Below are 22,690 nucleotides of genomic sequence, written 5' to 3' on the forward strand. Positions count from 1 at the left end.
TGCGGGTCCAGCTTGTGCCATAACCAATCTTCCCGCCCCTATTTGTCCCGGTCAGCTGATCGGAGAGCGTTCGGATCATGCCGGACGTTGGCAAGTGTGGAGATATTAGCCCGAGCACGACGGGCATGGGGGACTTTCGAACCGCAGCACAGCGCAGACGCCCTGTCCGGACCGCCGTGGCGGCCCGGACGAGGGGGGATACCTGCGGGCAAGGGCTCAGCTCGGATTCAGCGGAGGATGAGCGCCATCGCTTCGGCGCGGGTCTTGTCGCTCTTGCGGAAATCACCGCGCACGGCCGAGGTGATGGTCTTGGCGCCGGGCTTGCGGACACCGCGCATGGTCATGCAGAGGTGCTCGCACTCGACCACGACGATGACACCCCGGGGCTCCAGCACCCTCATGAGCGCGTCGGCGACCTGGGAGGTCATCCGCTCCTGCACCTGAGGACGGCGGGCGTAGACGTCGATGAGGCGGGCGAGCTTGGACAGGCCGGTGACCTGACCCTTCTCGTTCGGGATGTAGCCGACGTGGGCGACACCGTGGAACGGCACCAGGTGATGCTCACAGGTGGAGTAGACCTCGATGTCGCGGACGAGCACCATCTCGTCGTGATCGACGTCGAAGACCGTGGTCAGCACGTCTTCCGGGGTCTGCCCCAGCCCGGCGAACTGCTCCGCGTAGGCGCGGGCGACGCGGGCCGGGGTTTCCTGCAGGCCGTCCCGGTCCGGATCCTCACCGATCGCGATCAGGATCTCGCGAACGGCCTTCTCGATCCGGGCCGAGTCGACCTCTAACGGCTTCACACTCACGCTCAGTTACCGTCCCTGGGCACGGAGTCCACGTGGCCCGTACCCGCGGGGAGCGCGCCGTTGCCGGACTGCTCCTTCGGGGTCAGGATCGGCGGGCGGTCCGAGGGGAGCCGCTTGCCGTAACCGGAGTAGGAGGGGCGCTTCTCCCTGACGACCACCGGCGCGAAGATCTGCAGCACCTGGTCGCGGGAGAGCGTCTCCTTCTCCATGAGCTCCAGCACGAGGTTGTCCAGGACGTCACGGTATTCGACGAGGATCTCCCAGGCCTGGTCGTGGCCGGACTCGATCAGCCGGCGCACCTCCTCGTCGATCGTTGAGGCGACCTTCTCGGAGTAGTCGCGCTCGTGGCCCATCTCACGGCCGAGGAAGACCTCGGCGTTGCCGCTGCCGAACTTACGGGCGCCGAGCTGCTCGCTCATGCCGTACTCGGTGACCATGCGGCGGGCGATGGAGGTGGCCTTCTCGATGTCGTTGGAGGCACCGGTGGTGGGCTCGTGGAAGACGAGCTCCTCCGCCGTCCGGCCGCCCAGCAGCATCGCGAGCTGGTCCAGCATCTCCGAGCGGGTCGCCAGGAACTTGTCCTCCATCGGCAGCGTCATCGTGTAACCGAGGGCGCGGCCGCGGGACAGAATCGTGATCTTGTGAACCGGGTCGGAGTTGGGCAGCGCGTGGGCGACCAGGGCGTGACCGCCCTCGTGGTACGCGATGATCTTCTTCTCCTGGTCCGACATGACGCGGGACTTGCGCTCCGGCCCCGCCATCACCCGGTCGATCGACTCCTCGAGCATCTCCATCGAGATCAGCTTCTGGTCCGCACGGGCGGTGAGCAGCGCGGCCTCGTTGATCACGTTGGCCAGGTCCGCACCGGTGAAGCCGGGCGTCCGGCGGGCGATGACGTCGAGGTCGACGCCCTCGGCGAACGGCTTGCCGCGGCCGTGCACCCGGAGGATGCCCTTGCGGCCCTCCAGGTCGGGGCGGTCGACGGTGACCTGCCGGTCGAAGCGGCCCGGGCGGAGCAGCGCCGGGTCCAGGATGTCGGGCCGGTTGGTCGCGGCGATCAGGATCACGCCGCCCTTCACGTCGAAGCCGTCCATCTCGACGAGGAGCTGGTTCAGCGTCTGCTCGCGCTCGTCGTGCCCGCCGCCGAGACCGGCGCCGCGGTGGCGGCCCACCGCGTCGATCTCGTCGATGAAGATGATCGCCGGCGCGTTCGTCTTGGCCTGCTCGAACAGGTCGCGGACACGCGAGGCGCCGACGCCGACGAACATCTCGACGAAGTCGGAGCCGGAGATCGAGTAGAACGGCACACCGGCCTCACCGGCGACGGCCCTGGCGAGCAGGGTCTTGCCGGTTCCCGGCGGGCCGTAGAGCAGGACGCCCTTGGGAATCTTCGCACCGATCGCCTGGAACTTGGCCGGGGCCTGCAGGAACTCCTTGATCTCCTGGAGCTCCTCGATGGCCTCGTCGGCGCCCGCGACGTCGGCGAAGGTGGTCTTCGGCGTGTCCTTGGTGATGAGCTTGGCCTTCGACTTCCCGAAGTTCATCACTCGGGAGCCGCCGCCCTGCATCTGGTTCATGACGAACAGGAAGATCAGCACGATGATGACGATCGGCAGGAAGCTCACCAGGAGGCCGATGAGGAAGTTCTCCCTCGGCACGTCGACGGTGTAGCCCTTGCTCAGCTTCTCCGCCTTGGCGGCGGCCTGGAGCCGGTCGGCGAGCTGAACGCCCTGACCCGCCACCCACGAGGAGTAGTAGCGCTTGCCGTCGGTCGTGGTGACCTGGATGCGCTGGTCCTTGTCGATGATCGTGGCGTTGGAGACCTTGCCCTCTTCGATCAAACTGACGATCTTCGAGGTGTCGGTCTTCTCGTAGTTGCCGTCGCCGCTCCACATCGTGGTGACGAGCAGGAGCAGCACGACGATGCCCAGGATCCACAGCAGTGGCCCACGTGTAAATCGCTTGAGATCCATCCGATGCGGAACCCCGGCGGGCCCGTCCCTTCCTGACCAAGGCCTGGCACCCCGGGCGAACCCGGGGTTCGCGGTATCCCTAACCGCTCCAACTGACTCCCCAGAGATTCCCCTGAAGGTCATCTCTTTGGAGTCCGAAGGTACACCGGCGTGCCGTGCAGAGTAACTGCCCGGGCGTTACCGGCTTTGCCCTACCAACGTACGTCAAGTAGGCCGGTGTTCCCTGCCGCTATGAGCAATGTCGCCTCCTGCGGACGGCAGGCTTCGCGCAGGGCGTACTTTTCAGCCCGCTCCATACACGTGCGGGGCGAGGGTGCCGATGAAAGGAAGGTTGCGGTATCGCTCTGCGTAGTCGAGGCCGTAACCGATGACGAACTCGTTCGGGATGTCGAAACCGATGTACTTCACATCGATCGGCACCTTGACCGCGTCCGGCTTGCGCAGCGCGGCGCAGATCTCCACCGAGGCCGGATTCCGCGACTTCAGGTTGTGGACCAGCCACGACAGGGTCAGACCGGAGTCGATGATGTCCTCGACGACCAGCACGTGGCGGCCGGCGATGTCGGTGTCCAGGTCCTTCAGAACGCGCACGACACCCGAGGACTTGGTGCCCGCGCCGTAGGACGAGACAGCCATCCAGTCCATCTGAACCGGCACGTGCAGCGCCCTGGCCAGGTCGGCCATGACCATGACCGCCCCCTTGAGGACCCCCACGATCAGCAGGTCCTTGCCCGCGTAATCCTCATCGATCCGGCTCGCGATCTCCTTGATCTTGGCCTGGAGCTCTTCCTCCGGGATGAGGACCTTCGAGAGGTCCTTGCCCATGTCGGCTGCGTCCACCTGGGATTTCCTTACGAGACGGGGCTGACTGACTGTCTGGCGAGTATCAGGGTGCCATACCGGCGGACCGCCCCAACCCCCCCGGGGACCTCCACCCGCCGCTGGCCGTGCCAGTCGGTGACCAGCCGGTCCACCTGGAGAATGTGTGACGCGGCGAGCGTGCCCGGCGGGGCTCCGGCCTCGATCGCCGCCCGCCGCAGCACCCGCCGCCGTACCGCGGCGGGCAGGTTCTCCAGCTCCGCCACCGCCACCGCCACCGCCCCGATATCGCTTAAAGCTGAATCGGCGACGACCGCCCGCGCGTAGACGGCACCGGCCCAGCCGTCGAGGGCGTCGGCGTCGTCCCGGCACAGGGCCGCGGTCCGGGCGAGCGCCTCGGCGACCCCGGGACCGAGCTCGTCCTCAAGGGCGGGCAGCAGCCGATCACGGACCCGGACACGGGTGTACCGGGGGTCGAGGTTGTGCGGGTCGTCCCACGGGGAGAGCCCGAGGGCCGCGCAGGCCGCCACGGTCGTCCTGCGGCCGAGCTCCAGCAGCGGGCGACGGTAGAGGCCCGCCCGCGCGGGCATCCCCGCCAGCGACCGCGTCCCGCTCCCCCGGGCCAGCCGGAGCAGCACGGTCTCGGCCTGGTCGTCCCTGGTGTGGCCGAGAAGCACGGCCGCCGCCCCGAGCCTGCCGGCGGCCTCCGACAGCGCTGCGTACCGTGCCTGCCTGGCCGCCGCCTCAGGTCCGCCGGAGGTCCCCACGGAGACGCTCAGCGGCTCGGCGGGGTCGAGCCCGAGGGCGGGCGCGAGTCCCACGACCTCGGCGGCCTGGCCGGCGGAGCCCGGCTGGAGACCGTGGTCGACCGTCAGCAGGCCGGCGCGGAGCCCGGCGCGGGGCGCCACGAACCCCAGCGCGGCCGCGAGTGCCAGGGAGTCGGCACCGCCGCTGCAGGCGACCAGCACGAGGGCGCCGGACTTCACATCGTCCAGGGCGTGCCGTACGGCCCGGCGGACATCGGCGACGGCGGGAGGCGGACCCATGCCCGCCATTGTCCCGCCTCCGCCTCAGCCCGTGGTGCCGCCGGCCTCGGTCGCGCTGCCGGCCGCATCGCCGGTCGGGGCCGTGGGAAGGGCCGGGCCGCCGATCACCCTGCCGATCCAGCGGTCGGGATGGCTGATCTCGTCCTGGATGGGGAGCGTCTCGGGAGAGGCCCAGACCTTGTTGAAGCCGTCCATGCCCACGCGGTCGACGACGGTGCGGACGAAGGCGGATCCCTCGGCGTACTGCTTCATCTTGAGGTCGAGGCCGAGCAGCTTGCGGACCGTGCGGTCGAGGCGGGATCCCCCCTCCCTGCGGTGGTGGAACTTGGCCCGGATGTCGGCGACCGAGGGGACCACCGAGGGGCCGACCGCGTCCATGACGTAGTCGCCGTGGCCCTCGACCAGGGTCATCACCGCGGTGATCCGGTCTAGGATCTCCCTCTGCTCGGGGGTCTGAATCGCGTCGATCAGGTTGCCCTCGCCGCCCCGGACGGCGTCGGCGACCGCGTCGGCGGCCGAACGGAGCCGGTCCAGCAGCACCGGCAGGTCCATGTCGGAGGCGAGCAGGAACTCGGTCATCTGGGAGCGGACGTAGTCGCGCAGCCAGGGGACTCCGGTGAACTGCACACGGTGGGTCTCCTCGTGCAGGCAGACCCAGAGGCGGAAGTCACGCGGATGGACGTTGAGCTCCTGCTCCGCGTGCACGATGTTGGGCGCGACCAGGGTGAGACGGCCGACGGCCGCCTGGCCCGTGGGATCGGGCGGCAGGAACAGCTCATACTGCCCGAGGACGCGGGAGGCGAGGAAGGCCAGCACCGCGCCGACCTCGACCCCGGTGATGCGTGCGCCCACCGCGGACACGATCGCCGGCGCCTGGTCCCTGCGCGCGGCCATCCGCTCGGTCAGCGGCTCCAGGACCACCCGGAAGCCCTCGATGTTGGCCTTGATCCAGCCGGGCCGGTCGACGATGGTGGCGGGCTCCGGCGCGGTATCGGTGTCGATCCGGGTGAACTCGCGGACATGCCCTTCGGCCTCGCGGGAGAGCTGTCGCAATTCTGCGACCGCCTGCCGGGCCTCCTCTCGGCTCACTTGCGGTCCGGGGCGCACCAGGCGCGTTCCGGTCGTTACGGCGAGATCCCAGTCGATCACCTGCATACCGTCCACCGTACGTGCTCTCCTTCCGAGTCGCGCGCTCCGAGCGCGCTGATCAACTCGCGGCGACGGCGGCGGCGAGCCTGTCGAGGGCCGCCTCCGCCTTCCCCCAGCCAGGTGGGACGTCATCGGCCATGAAGGCGAACGTCACCAGCCGGCCGTCCCTCGTGGTCGTCATGCCGGCCAGCGTGCTGACCCCGTTGAGGGTGCCGGTCTTGGCGCGGATCAGGCCGTGGACCGCGTCGTTCTTGCCGAACCGGTGACCGAGGGTGCCGGTGAACCCGGCGATGGGCATGCCGGTGACGATCGGGTGCAGGCGGGGGTTCGCCGGGGAGGCCGCCACCGCCAGCAGGCGGGCCAGGCCCGCAGGGGCGATGCGGTTCTTGGGCGACAGGCCGCTGCCGTCGAAGACCTGCACGCCCTGGGCCGCCTTCAGCCGCGTCAGCACCTGGCGGACGGCCGCGGCCGCTCCCTCGAAGGAGGCGGGCCTGCCCTCCTTGATGGCCACCTGCCTGGCCAGGGCCTCCGCCATGTCGTTGTCGCTCAGTGTCAGCGTCCGCTCGGCCAGGGCGTAGACGGGCGCGGATTCGACCCGGGCGATCTCCTGGGCGGTGGCGGGCGCCTTGGACCGGCCGCCGGACTTGGAGACCGTGACGCCGTACTTCGACAGCAGCGAGACGAAGGCGGTGTACGCGGCGCGGGAGGGGTCGGAGACCCGCTGGCGGCTGCCGGGGGCGACCCTGCCCTCGTCGACCATGAGCGCCGTGACGGGGGCGGCCTCGCCGTCGGGCACATAGTTGGGCTTCCACGTGGGGGCGATGGACGGCCCGGTGTAGAGGCCGTCGTCGTAGGACACCGTGACCTTGGTGGTCCCCGCGGCCTTCAGTGCCCTGGCCGTCCGCAGGGCGAGGGAGGCGAGCGAGGCCGGCTGGGGGTAGACGGGGACCGCGGGCGGCCTGCGGGCCGTCAGGGTGGGGTCACCCCCGCCGACCAGGACGATCGAGCCGGGGGCGGCCCCCCGGACCACGCGGGTGCGGAGCCGGGCGTCCGGCCCCAGAGAGGCGAGCGAGGCGACCGTGGTGGCGAGTTTCGTGGTGGAGGCCGGGGTGATGCCGTCGTCCGCGCCGCTGCCGAACAGCATGGCGCCGGTCTCCACGTCGAGGACCGCGGCGCCGACGTGCCCGCCCAGCGCGGGGTCCCCCAACGCCTCGGTGAGCCTCCCCGCCAAAGTACCCTTGGCGGGGAGAGGTCCGTTTCCCCCTGCGACCAGCACCGGACCCGCGGTGACGACCGGGACGGGAGGCGGCTTCGCGGGAGTGGCCGATCCGGGCGCCTTCTCGACCAGCAGATCGCTGGTAAGGAGGTGGGCCCCGGCCGCGACGACGAAAAGTTGCAGCAAGACGAGAGTGACCAAGGCCACCCACCGCTCGCGCAGCATGACGTCGCCGACCTCTCATCAATAGGTATTCAACAGGTATTAGCGCTTACGAGACACTAATGCCCAGCCGGGGGTGCCCGGAGGGCTTGAGCGGAGGAACAGCGGTGGAGTTCGACGTTCTCGTTGAGATTCCCAAGGGGCAACGGAACAAGTATGAGGTGGACCACGAGAGCGGGCGGATCAGGCTCGACCGGATGCTCTTCACCTCCACGCAGTACCCCGCCGACTACGGCTTCATCGAGAACACCCTCGGTGAGGACGGCGACCCCCTCGACGCCCTGGTGCTGCTCCAGGAGCCGACCTTCCCCGGCTGCCTGATCAAGTGTCGCGCCGTCGGCATGTTCCGCATGACCGACGAGAAGGGCGGCGACGACAAGGTCCTGTGCGTCCCCGCCACGGACCCCCGGATGGAGCACATCCGCGACATCCACCACGTGCCGGAGTTCGACCGCCTGGAGATCCAGCACTTCTTCGAGGTCTACAAGGACCTGGAGCCCGGCAAGTCCGTCGAGGGCGCCAACTGGGTGGGCCGGGTCGAGGCCGAGGAGGAGATCGTCCGCTCCGGCGAGCGTGCCAAGGAACACGAGCACTGAGCATCACACCGGACGGGTCGCGCCGACGAGGTCTCCGCGCCATATCGGCGCGACCCGCACCACGTCCCCGGTCTGCGGGGCGTGCACCATCAGACCCCTGCCGATGTAGATCCCCACGTGGGAGATGTCACCCGGGCTTCGGGCTCCCGTGCCGAAGAACAGCAGGTCGCCGCGGCGGAGCCGGGTGATCTGCACATGCTGCCCGGAGGTCCACTGGGTGCCCGTCCAGTGGTCGATCCTGACCCCGGCCCGGGCCCACGCCTGCATGGTCAGACCCGAACAGTCGTAGCCGAGTGGGCCGGTGGCCGCCCACACGTAGGGCTTGTCGAGCTGGGTGAGCGCCCAGTCGGCGGCGATGTCGCCCCGGGCGGCCTGCCAGGTCGCGTGGAGCGGCCGGACCGATCCGGTCTCCCCGCGCGCCGCCACGAATCTGGCTCTCTTCCTCGCGACCGCCGCGCTCCGCCGCTTCCCCAGCCGGGCGCGCTGACGGGCGGCCTTGGACCACTTGCGTACGGCCTGCCGCCTGGCGACGATCCGGTCGGCGGTGCTCGTGTCCGCCCTCGTCTGCCTTTTCAGCCGCGCCTTCTCCGCCACGATCCGCTCGATCTCCGCGGTCTGCCCCGCCACGGCCTCCTCGGCCGCCTTCCTGGCCGCGGCCGCCCGTTCCACCGCTTCCCGCTGCGCGCCGTAGGCGATCTCCGCCTGGAGCAGCCGGGCCTGGAGGTCGCTCACCGCGCTCTGGGCGCTCACCGAGGCGGCCTGCGGGGGGACGACGCCCACCGCCGTCTGGACGGGGCTCATGGCCGCCTCTCCGCTTTCCTGGAAGGGGGTCACGGCCATCTCGCCGTCCTGGAGGGAGGCGGTACCGGCGGCCTGGACCGGGATCACGGACGCCCTGTCGCCCGGCTGGAACGGGATCGCGGCGATGCCTCCGCCCTGGACGGGGAGTGTCACCGCCTGGCGGGCCCCCGCGGCTCCGGCGGCGACGATCGGATCTCTCGCCTTCCGGAGGAGCTCTTCGGCCCGGGCCGCCTTGATCCGCTCGCGGTTGTACACCTCGACCAGCTTCCTGGCCTCGCCGGACAGTCGCCCGAGTGTGGTCCGCGCCCTCACCAGGAGGGCTCTGGTCTCGCCCAACTGTTTACTCCGTTCGACGGCCTTTGACCGGGCTCTGGCGACCTCCTCACGCGAGGGGCCCAGCCGGTCCCGCATGGCGACGGCAGGGACGGCCACTCCGGTGACCAGGCAGCAGACCAGACCCGCGACCACCACGCCGGTGCGACCGCATCTTTCAACGGACTGCATTCCTTTACCTCCTGAAACACCACATGTCGTTACATGTCATTCCGTGACGAGTGATCTAACTCAGGATTCCCGTTAGTCACTCTTCGCACACATGTAACTCACATAACGTGATCAATACAGGTGGGGGCGCTTTTCGGTCATGTCTCCGGTTCTGGCTGGAGCTGGCCGGGTAACTCCCTGACAACGCGGTCGCCGGCATCGGTCACGGACCGTGACGGATGCTCGGTCGAACGGAGCCCCGGCGCGCCGGGCGGCATCCCGTCAAGGCTTCGGCCAAGAGGGATCCCCTGCCGGGCGGAGACGGTGACCGCGATGGAGGGGGCGGCCGGTCGCCCTCCGATGACGGGCACGGCCGGCCCGCCGTACGGAACGGATCGGGGCACGGTGACGACGCCTCCGTACGGCATGCGCGGGAGGCACGGTTACGGCCGGACGTCACCGGCCGCGACGGTCTGGCCCCCCCGGTCCTTGGCGAACGGAGGGGTGGTCGGCTTGACCGTACGCGGCTGGACGACGCCTCCCATGGCCAGTTCCTCGTAGGGGCGGCTGCTCGATCCCCAGGTGCGTGCGACCAGATCGGCCTTGGCGATCTTCTTGGTGTCCGGGACGCTCTCGATGTTCATGATGAAGCGGCGTTTGTCACCCACCCGGACGTCGTCCACGAACGTGCTACCGCCGCCGAGCAGCTTGCCGCTCTTGTCCCGCAGGAGTGCGGTGACCGCGAGGCTGCTGGCCGGCAGCCGGTACGGCGTGCCGACGTATCCGGTGATCAGGTAGCTGTCGGTCTTACGCTCGGTCAGCACGTCCGAGATGGGGAACGACGTGAAGGCCGAGACGATCCGGCCCGCCAGGCGCCACTCGGCCGGGCGGTACTGGATGCTCACCTTGGCCGGCTTCTCGGTGGCGATCACCTGGCCGGTGAAGGAGAGTGATCCGGCGGGCGGCACGGCGTCCAGTGGCTGTTCCAGCCGGACGACCTCCTTGCCCCCGGCGTCCTTGGCGGTCACCGTGGCCACCACGTGCTCACCGAAGTGCCACGGGTTGCTGTTGGACAGCACCCCCGCCCAGTTCACCACATATCCGTCATCTCCCTTGAGAATGGAGGATGCCTCCTCCACAACCGAGAGCGGCTTGAGCGCGGCGACCCGCTCCTGCTCGGGGCTGGAGCATCCAGCGAGGAGGACCAGGGCGAGGACGCCGACGATTCGGGTGCTGTACGTCACCTAGTGGTGATAACCCGGGAACGCGCCCCTCTCCAGCGGACACGCCCAGGTCGGGCGGACTCTTTAACGCGGACGGACCACCCTGGTCTCATCCCAGACCGGTTCGGGCGATTCGTATACTTTTCCATCCGCGCCGAAGACGAGATAGCGGTCGAAGTCGTCGGCGAACCAGCGGTCGTGGGTGACCGCGACCACGGTGCCGTCGAAGGCGTTGAGCCCCTCCTGCAGCGCTTCGGCGCTGGCCAGGTCGAGGTTGTCGGTCGGCTCGTCCAGCAGGAGCAGCGTGGTGCCGGACAGTTCGAGCAGCAGGATCTGCAGCCTCGCCTGCTGCCCACCCGACAGCGTCTCGAACCGCTGCTCGGCGATGGTCCCGGCCAGCTCGTAGCGGGACAGCACCTTCATCGCCTCGTTCTTCAGCCGGGCGTGCTCGGTCATGACGATCTCGCAGGGCGTCCGGCCGACGAGCTCGGGGCGGGCGTGGGTCTGCGCGAAGTGGCCGGGGACGACCCGGGAACCGAGCCTGGACACGCCGGTGTGCCGGACGTCCTCCCCGGCGACGAGACGCAGGAAGTGTGACTTGCCGGAGCCGTTGGAGCCCAGCACCGCGACCCGCTCGCCGTACCAGACCTCCAGGTCGAACGGCTTCATGAGGCCGGTGAGCTCCAGCCCCTCGCAGATCACCGCCCGCTTGGCGGTCCGGCCGCCCTTGAGCCTCATGTTGATGAACTGCTCCTTGGGCGCCGCCTCCGGCGGCCCGGCCTCCTCGAACCTGCGCAGCCTGGTCTGGGCCGAGTGGTAGGCGGCGGCCATGGTGTCCATGTACTTGGCCTTCTGCTTGAGCATGAGGACCAGACGTTTGATCTTGGCGTGCTCCTCGTCCCAGCGTTTCTTCAGCTCGTCGAGGCGCTCGTTGCGGTCCCTGCGGGCCTGGGCGTAGGTGGTGAACCCCCCGCCGTGGATCCAGACGTTGCCGGACTCGACGGTGACGATCCGGTCGGCCGCGTTGGCCAGGAGCTGCCGGTCGTGACTGACCAGCACCACCGTCTTGGGCGTCTCCCGCAGGACCTGCTCCAACCAGAGCTTGCCCGGCACGTCCAGATAGTTGTCCGGCTCGTCCAGCAGCAGCGTCTGGTCCGGCCCCCGCAGCAGCGCCTCCAGCACCAGCCGCTTCTGCTCACCGCCCGACAGCGTGGTGACCTCACGGTATTTGCAGTCGTCGTACGGCATGCCGAGCGCGGCCATCGTGCAGGTGTCCCAGAGCACCTCGATGTCGTAGCCGCCCGCGTCGGAGTAGTCGGTGATGGCCTGCGCGTAGCGCATCTGGGCTCTCTCGTCCTCGCGCTCCATCATCACGAGCTCGGCGGCGTCGAGTCGCTCGGCCGCCTGCCGTACGCGCTGCGGGGCGACGCTGACCAGCAGGTCGTGCACCGTCCGGCCGTCACGGATGCTCCCGATGAACTGGCGCATGACCCCCAGGCCGCCGGAGCTGGCGACGCTCCCGTCGACCGGCTGCAGATCCCCCGCGATCAGCCGCATCAACGTCGTCTTGCCCGCTCCGTTGGGCCCGACGAGCGCGGCCTTGACCCCCTCGCCGATCCGGAAGGACACGTCGTCCAGCAACGGCCGCCCATCCGGCAGTACATATGTCAGATGCCCGACCTCAACGTGCGCCACGACGATTCCCCTCCAAAGGTCCCCGCGCAGCGTACCCGCCGATTTCACCGACGGGCATCCCGATTTCCGCCGGGTACGGCAGGTGCAGGGTGAGATGCCCGCGGCCGTGGCGGGCGACCCGTGCCGGGACGCAGATGAGATGGCGGCGCAGGTCAGCCAGGCGGCGCCTGCGTTGAAGTCCCCGGACGGCATCGGAGGGCACCGCCTCGCGTTTCAGGGCATTCGGATCAGAATCGACTCGGTGGATTCAGGTTCAGGGAGTCTTCTGGACGAGTACCGGCGTGTCGCTGCCCTCTTCGGTGACCAGCAGGTACCTCTGGTGGTCCCGTTGCGCGTTCTCGGGCGTGAGAGCCTCTCTCAACGGGCCGATGGCCTGAGCGACCTGCGCCCCGGCCACGTTCGTCTTGAATGTGGCGAGCGCTTCCTTCCGCTCGAATGGCTCGGTTCGGGAGGACACCAGCCAGAGCGTGTAGCCCTTCTGCGGATCCAGGCCCGACACCGCGATTTGCAACGTGTCCAGCGGGCCCATCGAATTGAGGGAAACCGTCGCGTGTCCCCGGCCTCCTTCCGGGGCTGCCAGGAAGAGGTGACTGGCCTTGCCAGCCCTACCCAGCGGCACCAGATTGGACGTACCGGCGCCGGAGGGCACGGCCTGCGGGACGTAAACGAGTGCCTGCGGCTGCTGACCGATGGGAATCGTCGTGAGGACCTTGTTCGTGAGCGTGTCGATCGCCGTGACCGCGTCCCGGTTCTCCAGGCCGACGTAGACCCGCGTCCCGTCGCCGGATCCCCAGACGCCGTGGGGCAGGTCGCCGACGGGGATGGTGGCGACCAGCTTCGGGCTTTCGCCTCGGCGATAGACCTTCACGGTGTTCTCCCCGCCCACCGTCACGTAGGCGAACTTGCCGTTGACGTTGTCCACGGTGGTGACGTGGTTGGTGATGGGGCCGGTGTCCAGTGTGGCAAGGATGCGGAAGGGCGGCTCGCCGCTCATCACCTGCGTCTTGCCGGAGTCCTTGAGCGTGAACCACACCTCCGTCCCGTCCCGGCTCACGGCCAGATTCGGCGAGAACGGGCTGGCCTGTGGGACGCGGGCGACGACCTTATACGTCCGCGTGTCCACCACGTTCACTTCGGGAGTGAAGCTGGAGGGCACGTAGGCATACCGTCCGTCCGGGTGGAACAGCACCATGCCGGGCCCGTTGGCGGTCTCCACCCGGCGTGTCTCGCTCATCTTCACCGGATCGATCACGGAGACGTAGTTCTCACCACGGACTGTCGCCCAGACCTCCCTGCCGTCGGGCGTGAAGAACGCCTCGTGCGGCGAGCGGCCGATGTAGACGACGCCTTTGACGGTGTTGGTCGCCGTGTCGATCAGAGTGACCGAGTTGGACCCGATGGACACCACCGCCAGGGTCCGGTGGTCGGGTGAGAACCCCATTCCGTGCACGAGCAACTGGCCTTTGTACAACGGGCTCAGCGCGCCGGGCACGATGTCGCCGAGGCGAATGACGCCCAGCAGCCTATTCGAGCTGGGATCGATCACGGAAACGGTGTTCGAGGTCTGGTCGGCGGTGTAGACCCGATCCTGGCTGGTGACGGGTATCGGTTCGGCCGCGCTCCGGGCGGGCGAGGCGGTCGGCTGCGGTGCGGTGGCTTGCGGAGTGCCGGGGGGCGATGCTGTCGATCGCGATACCGCCAGTCGGCGGCGCATGACATCGATTTCCTGCTGCTGGGTGACGATGATCTCTTGAGCCAGCCGTCGCAGAACCGGGTCGCTACCGTGTATCAGCTCTGCCCTGGCCATGTCGACGGCGCCCTGATGGTGCGGGATCATCATGGCGGAGAAGTCATGATCGGGATCGCCGGTCATCGCCGCGGCGGTCATGCCGTCGTTCATCCGTTTCATGCTCGTGGCCATCTCCCGCGCGAACGCTGACTCCCCATCCACGTGAGACGTGTGCGGCTGCACTCCGCACGCGACCATGCCGAAAGAGCAGAACACCGCTGTGCCGAGAACGCACAGCCGCTGCAGAATGGTCGCCATCTAAACTCCATTTCCATGCGGAGAGCGGTCCTCAGCGGTGCTGAAGTGCCCGCCATGCCGTCTCGGGCGTCAGCGGCATGTCGGTGTGATCGGCGTGGAGGGCGTCGCACGCGGTGTTCAGGACGGCGTGTGGGATGCCGATAAAACCGGTCTCGATCTCGGCGAGCGGCTTGTCCGGGGCCTCGGCGTCGTCGCCCGAGTTGTATGTGCGGCCGGTGTGCGTCCGATACGCGAGCGCATCATCGGGGATAACGGACCCTTCCGGTGGCCGCGGGCGGCCACAGGGCGATCCATATCAGCGATCACTTACTGAATCATGGTGCTCGTGATCGCCACCATAAGAGCCAGAGATGAGCACGGCGAGCAGAACGGCTAAGAGGGTGATTAGCCCTCGAATCGACCGTGGATAGATACGGTATATCTACTGTTAAGCCCCATACCACGAAGCTATGTGAAGCCATCTATCGAGACACTATGGCCGCGTGAAAGCCTTCCTCAAGAACCTACTGAATGCCTACCATCCTCGACCGCCTTGCACCCGCAGCCGAAGACAAGGACCCGGATCCAGTCAGCCTGGGCAGGTCATGGGGGTCATGGCTTGCATGTGGGCTGCCCGACCTCAACGTGCGCCACGACGATTCCCCTCCAAAGGTCCCCGCGCAGCGTACCCGCCGATTTCACCGACGAGCATCCCGATTTCCGCTGGTACGGCGGGCACGGAGATCAGGCGGCTCCCGCGTCTCGGAGCAGTTCGGTCTTGACCACGCCCTCAACCGCGTGGCAGAGCTTGGCATCCGTTGTGAGCAGAGGGATCCCCTGATCGAGCGCCAGCTGGGCGAAGACGGCGTCGTACATGCGCAGCGTCAGACGTACCGCCAGCCCGGCGGCCCGTTCCAGATGGTCTGCGCCGATCGGGTGAACCGTCACGCCGAGATCGTCGATAACACGTACGGCCGCCGCGAACTCCTCCGCCGTCAAGCGGCCCGGCAAAAGTCCTTTCTTACGCAGCACCCCGGCCACCTCGATCCGGGCGAAGTCCGCCGTCTCCAGCTCGACGAGGCCGTCCAGGAACGCTTCCTGCACCTCACGGGCATGCTCGAATCCAGGCTGGTCGACGAACCATCGCAGAAAGACACCGGTGTCGACGACATAGGCATCAGCCACGGGACTCTTCCCGGCGCCGGTCCAGTTCCTCGTCCACTCCCGTCACCCCGCGCATCCTGCCACGGATGCGTTCCAGAGCGACCAATGCCTTCTCTCTCCGGCGGGACGACGACATGTTCTCCCGGACGAGCGCGAGCACCGGAGGCACCCGATCCTCGGGCAACTGGTCCACCAGCAGATGGAGTTCCTCACGCATTGCGCTCATAACCGCAGTGTACGGCCGTGTGCTGGCCGGACACAGGGTTGCCGTCGCTTCCAGCCGGTGAGGGGGCACCCACATGACGACTTATCCGCCGCCCTGGCCGGACACGGTACGGGATCGCAGGCGTGCCTTCGCTCCCTGGGTGATCACGCCGGCCGGGTCGGCGTCATCCTGCGTTCCCGGCCGTTCCTCCGCCCCGGCCCGTGCCGATCCGCCGGTGCAGCGGTCGTACAGGACCGCGGACGCTTCCGGCCCCTCCGTAAGGATGTGCACCGGTCCGTCGTCATACACGTACGGCAGGCCGAACCGGCCACGCTCGCGGAGATCAGCAGAATCGCAAGCAGCCGGAGAACCCGCGGACGCCTCATGATCCGCAAAACAGATGATCGACTGTCCTGGTTCCCCGGCTCGTTCCCGATTCCCAGAAGCCCCGGATGCAGCAATCACGGTTCACGGAGGTCATAGCGTGCATGTGGGCTGCCCGACCTCAACGTGCGCCACCGCGATTCCCCTCCAAAGGTCCCCGCGCTGCGTACCCGCCGATTTCGACCAGAGGCATCCTGATTTCTCAGTACGGCGGGCTCAGCACCCGGGCAGACCGGCGACCGCCCAGTCGATTACCAAGAGGAGGCCCGCCAGTGGACGATCTTGAGGCGCGACGAAGGCCAGCCGTCACCTCGGGTCCGGGGAAGACGACAGGAGGACGCGCATGCCTTCCAAGATCACCGACAGGCCGTGTTCGAAGGTCTCCTCACCCTGCGGGGGACCGCTTTCCGCGAAGGTCTCGAGAAGGCTCGGGTGACCGGCGAACCACCGATTGGCCTCGTTGAGCTCCTCCTGTGGTTCTCGCACGGGCTTTGCCTGCTCCTCCAGCACGAACCCGCTGACATAGTTGCTGAGGGTGAACAGGCCCCGCAGCGCCTCACGCGGCAGGAAGCCGGCTCGCCCCAGCGACTCCAGTGCGACCTGGAGGATCGGGAGGGCACTTGGCCCGGGGCGGGCGCCCACGAAGAGCCGGGCAGCGTCACGGTGGGAGTTCAGCATGCGCCGCTGGTCACGCATGCGTTCGGCGAGCCAGTTTTGCCAGGGCTCACCCTCGGCCAGGGGCCGCAGCGGAATCTCACGCGACAGCGCATCCGCCATCTCATCCAGCAACTCCTGCTTGTTGGCGAAGTGCCAGTAGAGCGCGGGGGCCTGCACGCCCAGCTCGGCGGCCAGGCGGCGCAGGGTCAGCCTGTCCAGGCCGACTTCGTCCAGCAGCGCCAGCGCGGTGGTGACGACCTTGGCGCGGTCAAGTTTCACGGTTGACAGCTTAACAACGTTCAATACATCCTTAACGACGTTAAATATAACGGCGTTAAGGGGATGTTGATGAACCACACCGAGGTGCTGATCGTCGGTGCCGGACCGACCGGGCTGACCCTGGCCTGTGATCTGACACGCCGGAACATCCCCTGCCGGATCATCGAACGGAACCCGGTTCCGCAGGGCGGTTCGCGGGGCTTCACCCTCAAACCGCGCAGCTTGGAGGTGTTCGACGATCTCGGCATCGCCGACCGCATCGTGGCCGCTGCCGCGGTTCAGTCCCGGACCCGCTTTCACCTGGGCGAGCCGTTGCTGTTCGACCTGCGGGTGCCGCCCGCACCGCCCTCGCAGCAGCGGCCTTATCCCAACTCGCTGGCCATTCCCGAGTGGCGGACCGAGGCCCTCCTGCGCGAGCGGCTGGCCGAACTGGGCGGCGAGGTCGAGTTCGGCCGCCGCCTGGTCGACTTCCACCCCGGCGACAACGGTGTGACCGCGACCCTGGAGCGCGACGGCGCCACCGAGACCGTTCGCGCCGCCTACTTGGTCGGCGCGGATGGCGGCCGCAGCTCCGTCCGCCGCCGCCTCGGCCTCACTTTCGCCGGCTCCACCGACGAAGACGCGCGGGCGATGCTCGCCGACGCGCATGTGCACGGGCTGGACCACTCCGAGGCGGTGCATTTCTGGATGGCCGCCGGCGGCCACATCCTCGCGCTCAGACCCACTCCCCACGCCGGCACCTGGCAGGTCGTGGCCTCCGTCGAACCACGCCGCGACGGCAGCTGGCCCGAAGCGTCGCTGGACTACCTGCAACAGGCGGTGACCGAACGCACCGGTCGCAGCGACATCCGCCTGACCAACCCGACCTGGCTGTCGGTATGGCGCTACAACCTGCGCATGGTCGACACCTACCGCGTCGGCCGTGTGTTCCTCGCCGGCGACGCCGCTCACGTCCACAGTCCGTTCGGCGGATTCGGCATGAACACCGGCATCCAGGACGCCTACAACCTCGGCTGGAAGCTGGCACTGGTCCTCCAGGGCGCCGCGAACGCCGCTCTGCTCGACACCTACGGAGCAGAGCGGTTGCCCGTCGCACGCGCAGTGCTGGCCGAAAGCGACCGGCGGTTCTCCGCGGCCACACCGCCACGCCTACTGCGGCCGTTGCTGCGCTTCATCCTCAAGCCGTTCTTCGCGCGGCAGCAGCGCGGTGACCGCAACGACCACCCGGCCTACCGCACCAGCCCGTTGAGCCTGGATCTGGCCGGCCGCAGAAAGCCCGTCCACGCCAGCGATGTCGCCCCCGACGGCCCCGTCCTGCTCGACGCCGGCGCAACGCACACACGACTGTTCGACCTGTTCCGCGACCCGCACTTCACCATGTTGGCCTTCGGCTCCCAAGGCGCTCAAGCAGTCGAACACGCCACCGGCGAACTCACAGACCACCTGCACGCCTACACCGTCATCGTGCCCGGACAGCAACCTCCGGCCGGCACCACCGCCCTGATCGACACGGAAGGCCTCGTCCGGCGTGCCTACGGCGCCCGCGAAGACACTCTGATCGTCATCCGGCCGGACGGCTACATCGGGCTCATCGCACACGGTCCCACAGATCACGCAGTGCGTGGCTACCTCGACCGGACCCTTCTACGGTCTACCGGCACAGCGACCCCCCCGCCCGCCCACTTCAGGATGAACGGACCGGCCTTCAAGAGCCTGCGGGGATCCAAGAGGTCATGGCTCCCATGTCTGCTGAACCAACCTCAACGTGCGCCACGACGGCATCCCTCCCAAAGGTTTTCGGGAAGGGCACTCCACTGATTCCACCCGCGAACATCTCGTTTTCCACCAGCCCACGCGGCCCGTATGGGGGTACCGTACAGACATGAACAGGCTTAGTTCTTTCAGAACGGTGAGCGACGCCGCCGCTGTAGCGGCCCGGATGCTCGCCGACGGCGAACCGCTGAGCCGCGTGTGGCGTTTCTCCATCGTGCAGATGCTGGACGACTACACAAGTGTTCTTCGACATGACGGTGTGACAGCCGCTGGCCAGATGTGGCAGAACGCGCCGTCACCGGTGGGGGACGTCCGGGTGGACGCCGCTCTGGCCGCGCTGGCAGAACACCTCGCGCGTAAGGACGGATGGCCGGTGCCGCCTTGGACTCGTGATCCACGGAGGGAGGCACTGCCGTGGTGGTTCGTCACCGAGCTCCGCGGCCTGCATCCCCGCGCGCTGGTGGAGGCCCCCTCCTCATTTCGCAAGCGCGGCGTGTTCATCACCCGAGGCGCCCTGGAGCGGGTATGAGCGTCGGACTTGGCCGGGACGAGATCCTCGAGCTTCTGAACGAGCTGAGTACGGAGCTGGCCGCACGCGGCGCCAGAGCAGACCTGTTTCTCGTAGGAGGCGCGGCGATCGCTGTGGCCTACGACAGTGCGAGATCCACGAGAGACCTCGACGGGGTATTCCTTCCGACCGAGGTGGTCAGACAGGCGACACTCGCCGTGGCCGAACGTCGCGGTCTGGCCAAGGACTGGCTCAACGACGCGGTGAAAGGTTTCCTGCCCGGCCCCGACCCCGATGCTCAGCGGTACTACTCCAGCGACTCTCTGACCGTTGATGTCGCATCGGCACGCTACCTGCTCGCGATGAAACTTTTCTCGTCACGTGTGGAGAACGACGCCGACGACATCATGTTTCTCTACCGGCAACTTGGTTTCACCACCGTGGAGGAAGGGCTCGACCTGGTCGAGAGCGTCTATCACGGCCGTGCGGTCGAGCCAAAGGTTCAGTTCCTGCTCAGCGAGATCGTGACGGCACTCCACGACCAGGACGGACCGCCCGCACCACCGGATGAGCCTCAGCCGTGACCCCGTCCGCTGTAGAGGCTCTGGCTGCGGCTCGGCGGCACGGCGGCGTCTCCGAGCAGGCACGCCTGTCCATGCTGGAGCATGCGAGACAGAGGCGCGCAGCGATCCTGACAGCTCATCTGGAAGGCCTGTCCATAAGACGCATCGCCGAAGAACTCGGATGCAGCCCCGCCGTCGTCCAATCCGCGATCCGCGCCGCGCGCGAAGACATTTCCTGACGCACTTCCCGGCACCGGACAGGGGTCATGGCTTGCAGGTGGGCTGTCCGACCTCAACGTGCCCCACGACAATTCCCCTCCAAAGGTCCCCGCGCAGCGTACCCGTCGGTTTCGCCTACGGGCATCCTGATTTCGCTCCGGTACGGCCCGGCAACGTGAGCCGAACTGCCCCGCAGCTGATCCGCCCTCGACTCCAAGGAGTTCACACAGGGCCTCCATGCGAACGGTTAATGCCTAACCGTTCGTATGGAGGAGGAGCGAGAACACTTCGTTTGCCGCCGTCACGGCACCGCGCGTTCACACCAGACCGGAGCCCGCGGCCGATGAGGCGCCAAAGTTTGCGATCGCTCCAGCCCATGCTCCGCGACCAGCCTCAGTGATCCGCTGTCTCCAACTCGACGAGATCGTCCAGGAATGCCTCCTGAACCTCGCGGGCATGCTCGAACCCGGGCTGATCGACGAATCAGCGAAGGAAGACGCCGGTGTCAACGATGTAGGCGTCAGCCACGTGACTCGTCCCGGAGCCGGTCCAACTCCTCGTCCACTCCGGTCACCCCTCGCATCCGGTCACGGATGCTCTCCAGAGCCGCCGCGGCCCTCTCCCGCCGACGGGATGACGACACGTTCTCCCTGACGAGCGCGAGCACCGGCAACGCCCGGTCCTCCGGCGACTCGTCCACCAGCGGATGGAGTTCCTCACGCATCGCCGGCCCTCCCCTTGTACTACCGAGCCCCCTCAGGAGGAGCGCCCCGCGTAGTAGCGCCGCGACTTGTCGCGGCTGCCGCAGGTGGTCATGCTGCACCACCGGCGGCGACGATTCTTGCTGACGTCCAGGAACAACCAACAGCACGACGGACACTCACCGAGCCGATCCAGTGGCCCGTGGGTGAGCAGCTCGACCGCCGAAGCCGCGACCTCCCAGAGCAGGATTCGTACCGTACGCGGCGCCCCCCACGAGAACCGGAAGTTCCCGTCGGCTTCCTCCAGCCGGCCATGAGCAATGCCGTCACCGTGCAACGCGACGACGACATCCAGATCCGGCTGTGGCGCCCGGTCCCCCTGCGTAAGCGGCTGGAACACCCGGAACACCGCCTCACGCAGCTCGCGGGCATCCGGCAGGGCCGCTGCGAGCCCATCCGGCTCCTCGATCGGATGCCCCGTCGCCGCGGCCCAGGTCACAGCCTCCTCCGGGGTGCCCAGCCAGTCTCGCCGAGCCACCGGACGGGCGTTGACCGTGTTGGCGAAGTCCAGGCACAGCGCGTTTCCAACCAGCTCGACGGCAGTCATGACACCGAGTATCTCACCGATCAAACTCTGTTGACAGGTCAGACAGCACCGGCCACGCTATGACCGATCAAATACATTTGAAAGGTAAGAAACGAATGCGCCTCCTCCCCCTGTCGCTGGGCCGGCCGTTCAACGCGCTGTGGTTCGGCACTGGTGCCGCGAACCTCGGCGACGGCATGGCGCTGTTCGTCCTGCCACTACTCGCCATCGCCGCCGACGCCTCACCCGGCGGAGTGGCGGCCGTGACGGCGGCGCTTACCCTGGCATGGCCGATCTTCGGCCTGCACGCCGGCTGGATCGTCGATCGGGTCGACCGCCGGATGCTGCTGAGCGGCGTCAACCTGGTCCGCGCGCTGATGCTGTCCGGCCTCACCGTCAGCCACTTCACCGGCACCCTGTCGCTGCCGCTACTCCTCACCGTGGCGGTGCTGCTCGGCGCGGCCGAGACGTTGGTCGACACCGCGCTGACCTCGACCATCCCCATGGTCGTCGAACCCGCCGGTCGCAACAGAGCCAACGCACGCATCGAGGCGACCATCAACGTCACCAACCAACTCGCCGGCCCACCGCTCGCGGGTCTACTGGCAGGCCTCGCCCTCGCCCTGGCCACCGGCGCGAGTGCGGCCCTCTACGCCCTGGCCGTCGCCGGGATCGCCATGATGGCCCTGCGCCGGGCGCCCGCCGAGGCTCGAACCGCAGGGGGCAGCGACGTGGTCGCCGGCTTCCGGTACCTGTGGCGACAGCCGGTGGTGCGAACGCTGACCCTCTTCACCGCCATGATGAACATCCCCTGGGCGGTCGCGACGGCCCTGCTCGTCGTGTACGCCGTCAGCCCCGGCCCGCTCGATCTCACCACAACCCAGTACGGCCTGGTGCTGACGGCGATGGCCGTGGGCGGACTGCTCGCGGCGGCGGTGGTGGAGCCGTTGCAGCGCCGGTTCGGGGTGACCAGGCTGCTGATCGTCGACGCCGCCGGGACCGTTCTGCTGGTGGCGCCTGTGGCGCTGGACGGGCCGGTCTGGACCGTGGTCGCAGGGGCAGTGATCGCTGGGGCCGGGTCGAGCATCTGGCGCATCCTGGTGGCCACGATCCGGCAGAACCTGTCGCCGCCGGAGTTGCTGGGGCGTATCTACGCCGCGTCTCGGATGCTCAGTTGGGGCGTGATTCCCGCCAGCGCGGCGCTGGCTGGAGTCGCGGCGGAGCTATGGGGCGTACGGGCGGTGTTCGTCCTGGCCACGGGGCTCGCCGTCGTCGTGCTGGGCGTCTTCGTGCCATACGCGCTCCGTACGGATCTGTCCGCGGCCATCGAGCCGAAAGTGGACCATCAGCCCGTCGCGTGAGCGCGGCCGACGGCACGTGGCGCAGGCTCCCTCCAACTGAAGGTGTGACGGCTGATCCCTTTCCAGGCATGCGAGTCCGCGCCAACACCCCGGTCACCGCCGAGCACACCAACCGTCAGCGCCAGCGCCAGGAGTCCAAGACCAACGATGCGATCCGGGAAAGCGCCCATGACCCGGAGACGTTCAACTCCGAAGACTGGTGATCAAACTCAGAGTTCATGGGGGTCATGGC

The 22,690-nt window shown here is 68.1% G+C and carries 22 protein-coding genes; 7 read left to right on the forward strand and 15 right to left on the reverse strand.

The window, feature by feature from the left end; translation table 11 throughout:
* Window positions 1-227: 227 nt before the first annotated feature.
* The 6 genes from folE to dacB all read right to left on the reverse strand — a co-directional run bounded on the left by folE (window position 228) and on the right by dacB (window position 7,237).
* On the reverse strand, window positions 228-809 hold the full coding sequence (folE, locus tag FHR32_RS12605) for a GTP cyclohydrolase I FolE (protein ID WP_184754475.1): 582 nt from the start codon (window positions 807-809) through the stop codon (window positions 228-230).
* A 2-nt stretch (window positions 810-811) separates the two neighbouring features.
* Entirely contained in the window at window positions 812-2,782 is a 1,971-nt protein-coding gene (gene ftsH, locus FHR32_RS12610; RefSeq protein WP_184754476.1) for an ATP-dependent zinc metalloprotease FtsH, read from the reverse strand.
* 282 nt (window positions 2,783-3,064) lie between these two features.
* A complete protein-coding gene (gene hpt, locus FHR32_RS12615; RefSeq protein WP_312882294.1) occupies window positions 3,065-3,622 on the reverse strand; it encodes a hypoxanthine phosphoribosyltransferase in 558 nt (185 codons plus the stop codon).
* A gap of 11 nt (window positions 3,623-3,633) precedes the next feature.
* A complete protein-coding gene (tilS, locus tag FHR32_RS12620) occupies window positions 3,634-4,656 on the reverse strand; it encodes a tRNA lysidine(34) synthetase TilS (protein WP_425584220.1) in 1,023 nt (340 codons plus the stop codon).
* 15 nt (window positions 4,657-4,671) lie between these two features.
* On the reverse strand, window positions 4,672-5,802 hold the full coding sequence (locus FHR32_RS12625; RefSeq protein ID WP_184756501.1) for an Rv3626c family coenzyme F420 biosynthesis-associated protein: 1,131 nt from the start codon (window positions 5,800-5,802) through the stop codon (window positions 4,672-4,674).
* Window positions 5,803-5,854: 52 nt separating this feature from the next.
* Window positions 5,855-7,237: a D-alanyl-D-alanine carboxypeptidase/D-alanyl-D-alanine endopeptidase gene (dacB, locus tag FHR32_RS12630; RefSeq protein ID WP_184754478.1), complete on the reverse strand. Its 1,383-nt coding sequence runs from the start codon at window positions 7,235-7,237 to the stop codon at window positions 5,855-5,857.
* Window positions 7,238-7,341: 104 nt separating this feature from the next.
* Between dacB and FHR32_RS12635 the strand changes: the two genes are divergently transcribed.
* Window positions 7,342-7,830 (forward strand): inorganic diphosphatase, encoded by a 489-nt coding sequence (locus tag FHR32_RS12635; RefSeq protein WP_184754479.1) that lies wholly within the window; start codon window positions 7,342-7,344, stop codon window positions 7,828-7,830.
* A gap of 3 nt (window positions 7,831-7,833) precedes the next feature.
* Here the strand turns inward: FHR32_RS12635 and FHR32_RS12640 are convergent, their stop codons facing one another.
* The 7 genes from FHR32_RS12640 to FHR32_RS12670 all read right to left on the reverse strand — a co-directional run bounded on the left by FHR32_RS12640 (window position 7,834) and on the right by FHR32_RS12670 (window position 16,747).
* Window positions 7,834-9,135: a C40 family peptidase gene (locus FHR32_RS12640; RefSeq protein ID WP_184754480.1), complete on the reverse strand. Its 1,302-nt coding sequence runs from the start codon at window positions 9,133-9,135 to the stop codon at window positions 7,834-7,836.
* A 422-nt stretch (window positions 9,136-9,557) separates the two neighbouring features.
* Window positions 9,558-10,358, reverse strand: coding sequence for a hypothetical protein (locus FHR32_RS12645; RefSeq protein WP_184754481.1), 801 nt, complete (start codon window positions 10,356-10,358; stop codon window positions 9,558-9,560).
* Window positions 10,359-10,421: 63 nt separating this feature from the next.
* Window positions 10,422-12,032, reverse strand: coding sequence for an ABC-F family ATP-binding cassette domain-containing protein (locus FHR32_RS12650; RefSeq protein ID WP_184754482.1), 1,611 nt, complete (start codon window positions 12,030-12,032; stop codon window positions 10,422-10,424).
* Window positions 12,033-12,285: 253 nt separating this feature from the next.
* Window positions 12,286-14,079, reverse strand: a complete 1,794-nt coding sequence (locus FHR32_RS12655) for a DUF305 domain-containing protein (RefSeq protein WP_184754483.1) — start codon at window positions 14,077-14,079, stop codon at window positions 12,286-12,288.
* Between the two features lie 723 nt (window positions 14,080-14,802).
* Window positions 14,803-15,243, reverse strand: coding sequence for a type II toxin-antitoxin system VapC family toxin (locus tag FHR32_RS12660; RefSeq protein ID WP_184754484.1), 441 nt, complete (start codon window positions 15,241-15,243; stop codon window positions 14,803-14,805).
* A complete protein-coding gene (locus FHR32_RS12665; RefSeq protein WP_184754485.1) occupies window positions 15,236-15,448 on the reverse strand; it encodes a hypothetical protein in 213 nt (70 codons plus the stop codon). Before FHR32_RS12665 ends, FHR32_RS12660 begins: the two co-directional genes overlap by 8 nt.
* A gap of 669 nt (window positions 15,449-16,117) precedes the next feature.
* Complete coding sequence (locus FHR32_RS12670) at window positions 16,118-16,747, reverse strand: TetR/AcrR family transcriptional regulator C-terminal domain-containing protein (RefSeq protein ID WP_184754486.1); 630 nt, start codon at window positions 16,745-16,747, stop codon at window positions 16,118-16,120.
* Window positions 16,748-16,816: 69 nt separating this feature from the next.
* Between FHR32_RS12670 and FHR32_RS12675 the strand changes: the two genes are divergently transcribed.
* The 4 genes from FHR32_RS12675 to FHR32_RS47225 all read left to right on the forward strand — a co-directional run bounded on the left by FHR32_RS12675 (window position 16,817) and on the right by FHR32_RS47225 (window position 19,830).
* Complete coding sequence (locus tag FHR32_RS12675; RefSeq protein WP_184754487.1) at window positions 16,817-18,565, forward strand: FAD-dependent monooxygenase; 1,749 nt, start codon at window positions 16,817-16,819, stop codon at window positions 18,563-18,565.
* A gap of 64 nt (window positions 18,566-18,629) precedes the next feature.
* On the forward strand, window positions 18,630-19,049 hold the full coding sequence (locus FHR32_RS12680; protein ID WP_184754488.1) for a hypothetical protein: 420 nt from the start codon (window positions 18,630-18,632) through the stop codon (window positions 19,047-19,049).
* A complete protein-coding gene (locus FHR32_RS12685; RefSeq protein ID WP_184754489.1) occupies window positions 19,046-19,612 on the forward strand; it encodes an alpha/beta fold hydrolase domain-containing protein in 567 nt (188 codons plus the stop codon). Before FHR32_RS12680 ends, FHR32_RS12685 begins: the two co-directional genes overlap by 4 nt.
* Before the next feature lie 71 nt (window positions 19,613-19,683).
* Window positions 19,684-19,830, forward strand: coding sequence for a sigma factor-like helix-turn-helix DNA-binding protein (locus FHR32_RS47225; protein WP_376773363.1), 147 nt, complete (start codon window positions 19,684-19,686; stop codon window positions 19,828-19,830).
* A 500-nt stretch (window positions 19,831-20,330) separates the two neighbouring features.
* Here FHR32_RS47225 and FHR32_RS12695 read toward each other — a convergent pair whose 3' ends face one another.
* On the reverse strand, window positions 20,331-20,534 hold the full coding sequence (locus tag FHR32_RS12695; RefSeq protein ID WP_184754491.1) for a hypothetical protein: 204 nt from the start codon (window positions 20,532-20,534) through the stop codon (window positions 20,331-20,333).
* A 32-nt stretch (window positions 20,535-20,566) separates the two neighbouring features.
* The gene (locus FHR32_RS12700; RefSeq protein ID WP_184754492.1) at window positions 20,567-21,118 is read right to left on the reverse strand and encodes a CGNR zinc finger domain-containing protein; all 552 of its coding nucleotides are present in this window, start codon (window positions 21,116-21,118) and stop codon (window positions 20,567-20,569) included.
* 95 nt (window positions 21,119-21,213) lie between these two features.
* Between FHR32_RS12700 and FHR32_RS12705 the strand changes: the two genes are divergently transcribed.
* Entirely contained in the window at window positions 21,214-22,458 is a 1,245-nt protein-coding gene (locus FHR32_RS12705) for an MFS transporter (protein WP_184754493.1), read from the forward strand.
* Between the two features lie 68 nt (window positions 22,459-22,526).
* Entirely contained in the window at window positions 22,527-22,661 is a 135-nt protein-coding gene (locus tag FHR32_RS45935; RefSeq protein WP_281390870.1) for a hypothetical protein, read from the forward strand.
* Window positions 22,662-22,690 lie beyond the last annotated feature (29 nt).

Source organism: Streptosporangium album, assembly GCF_014203795.1.
GTDB lineage: Bacteria > Actinomycetota > Actinomycetes > Streptosporangiales > Streptosporangiaceae > Streptosporangium > Streptosporangium album.

Bases quoted from the DNA above. Each gene is read 5' to 3' on its own strand.
- ftsH (WP_184754476.1), bottom strand. From the start codon at position 2,782: ATGGATCTCAAGCGATTTACACGTGGGCCACTGCTGTGGATCCTGGGC.
- tilS (WP_425584220.1), bottom strand. From the start codon at position 4,656: ATGGCGGGCATGGGTCCGCCTCCCGCCGTCGCCGATGTCCGCCGGGCC.
- FHR32_RS12625 (WP_184756501.1), bottom strand. From the start codon at position 5,802: ATGCAGGTGATCGACTGGGATCTCGCCGTAACGACCGGAACGCGCCTG.
- dacB (WP_184754478.1), bottom strand. From the start codon at position 7,237: ATGCTGCGCGAGCGGTGGGTGGCCTTGGTCACTCTCGTCTTGCTGCAA.
- FHR32_RS12640 (WP_184754480.1), bottom strand. From the start codon at position 9,135: ATGCAGTCCGTTGAAAGATGCGGTCGCACCGGCGTGGTGGTCGCGGGT.
- FHR32_RS12655 (WP_184754483.1), bottom strand. From the start codon at position 14,079: ATGGCGACCATTCTGCAGCGGCTGTGCGTTCTCGGCACAGCGGTGTTC.
- FHR32_RS12665 (WP_184754485.1), bottom strand. From the start codon at position 15,448: ATGAGCGCAATGCGTGAGGAACTCCATCTGCTGGTGGACCAGTTGCCC.
- FHR32_RS12675 (WP_184754487.1), top strand. From the start codon at position 16,817: ATGAACCACACCGAGGTGCTGATCGTCGGTGCCGGACCGACCGGGCTG.
- FHR32_RS12680 (WP_184754488.1), top strand. From the start codon at position 18,630: ATGAACAGGCTTAGTTCTTTCAGAACGGTGAGCGACGCCGCCGCTGTA.
- FHR32_RS12685 (WP_184754489.1), top strand. From the start codon at position 19,046: ATGAGCGTCGGACTTGGCCGGGACGAGATCCTCGAGCTTCTGAACGAG.
- FHR32_RS47225 (WP_376773363.1), top strand. From the start codon at position 19,684: ATGCTGGAGCATGCGAGACAGAGGCGCGCAGCGATCCTGACAGCTCAT.
- FHR32_RS12695 (WP_184754491.1), bottom strand. From the start codon at position 20,534: ATGCGTGAGGAACTCCATCCGCTGGTGGACGAGTCGCCGGAGGACCGG.
- FHR32_RS12700 (WP_184754492.1), bottom strand. From the start codon at position 21,118: ATGACTGCCGTCGAGCTGGTTGGAAACGCGCTGTGCCTGGACTTCGCC.
- FHR32_RS12705 (WP_184754493.1), top strand. From the start codon at position 21,214: ATGCGCCTCCTCCCCCTGTCGCTGGGCCGGCCGTTCAACGCGCTGTGG.
- FHR32_RS45935 (WP_281390870.1), top strand. From the start codon at position 22,527: ATGCGAGTCCGCGCCAACACCCCGGTCACCGCCGAGCACACCAACCGT.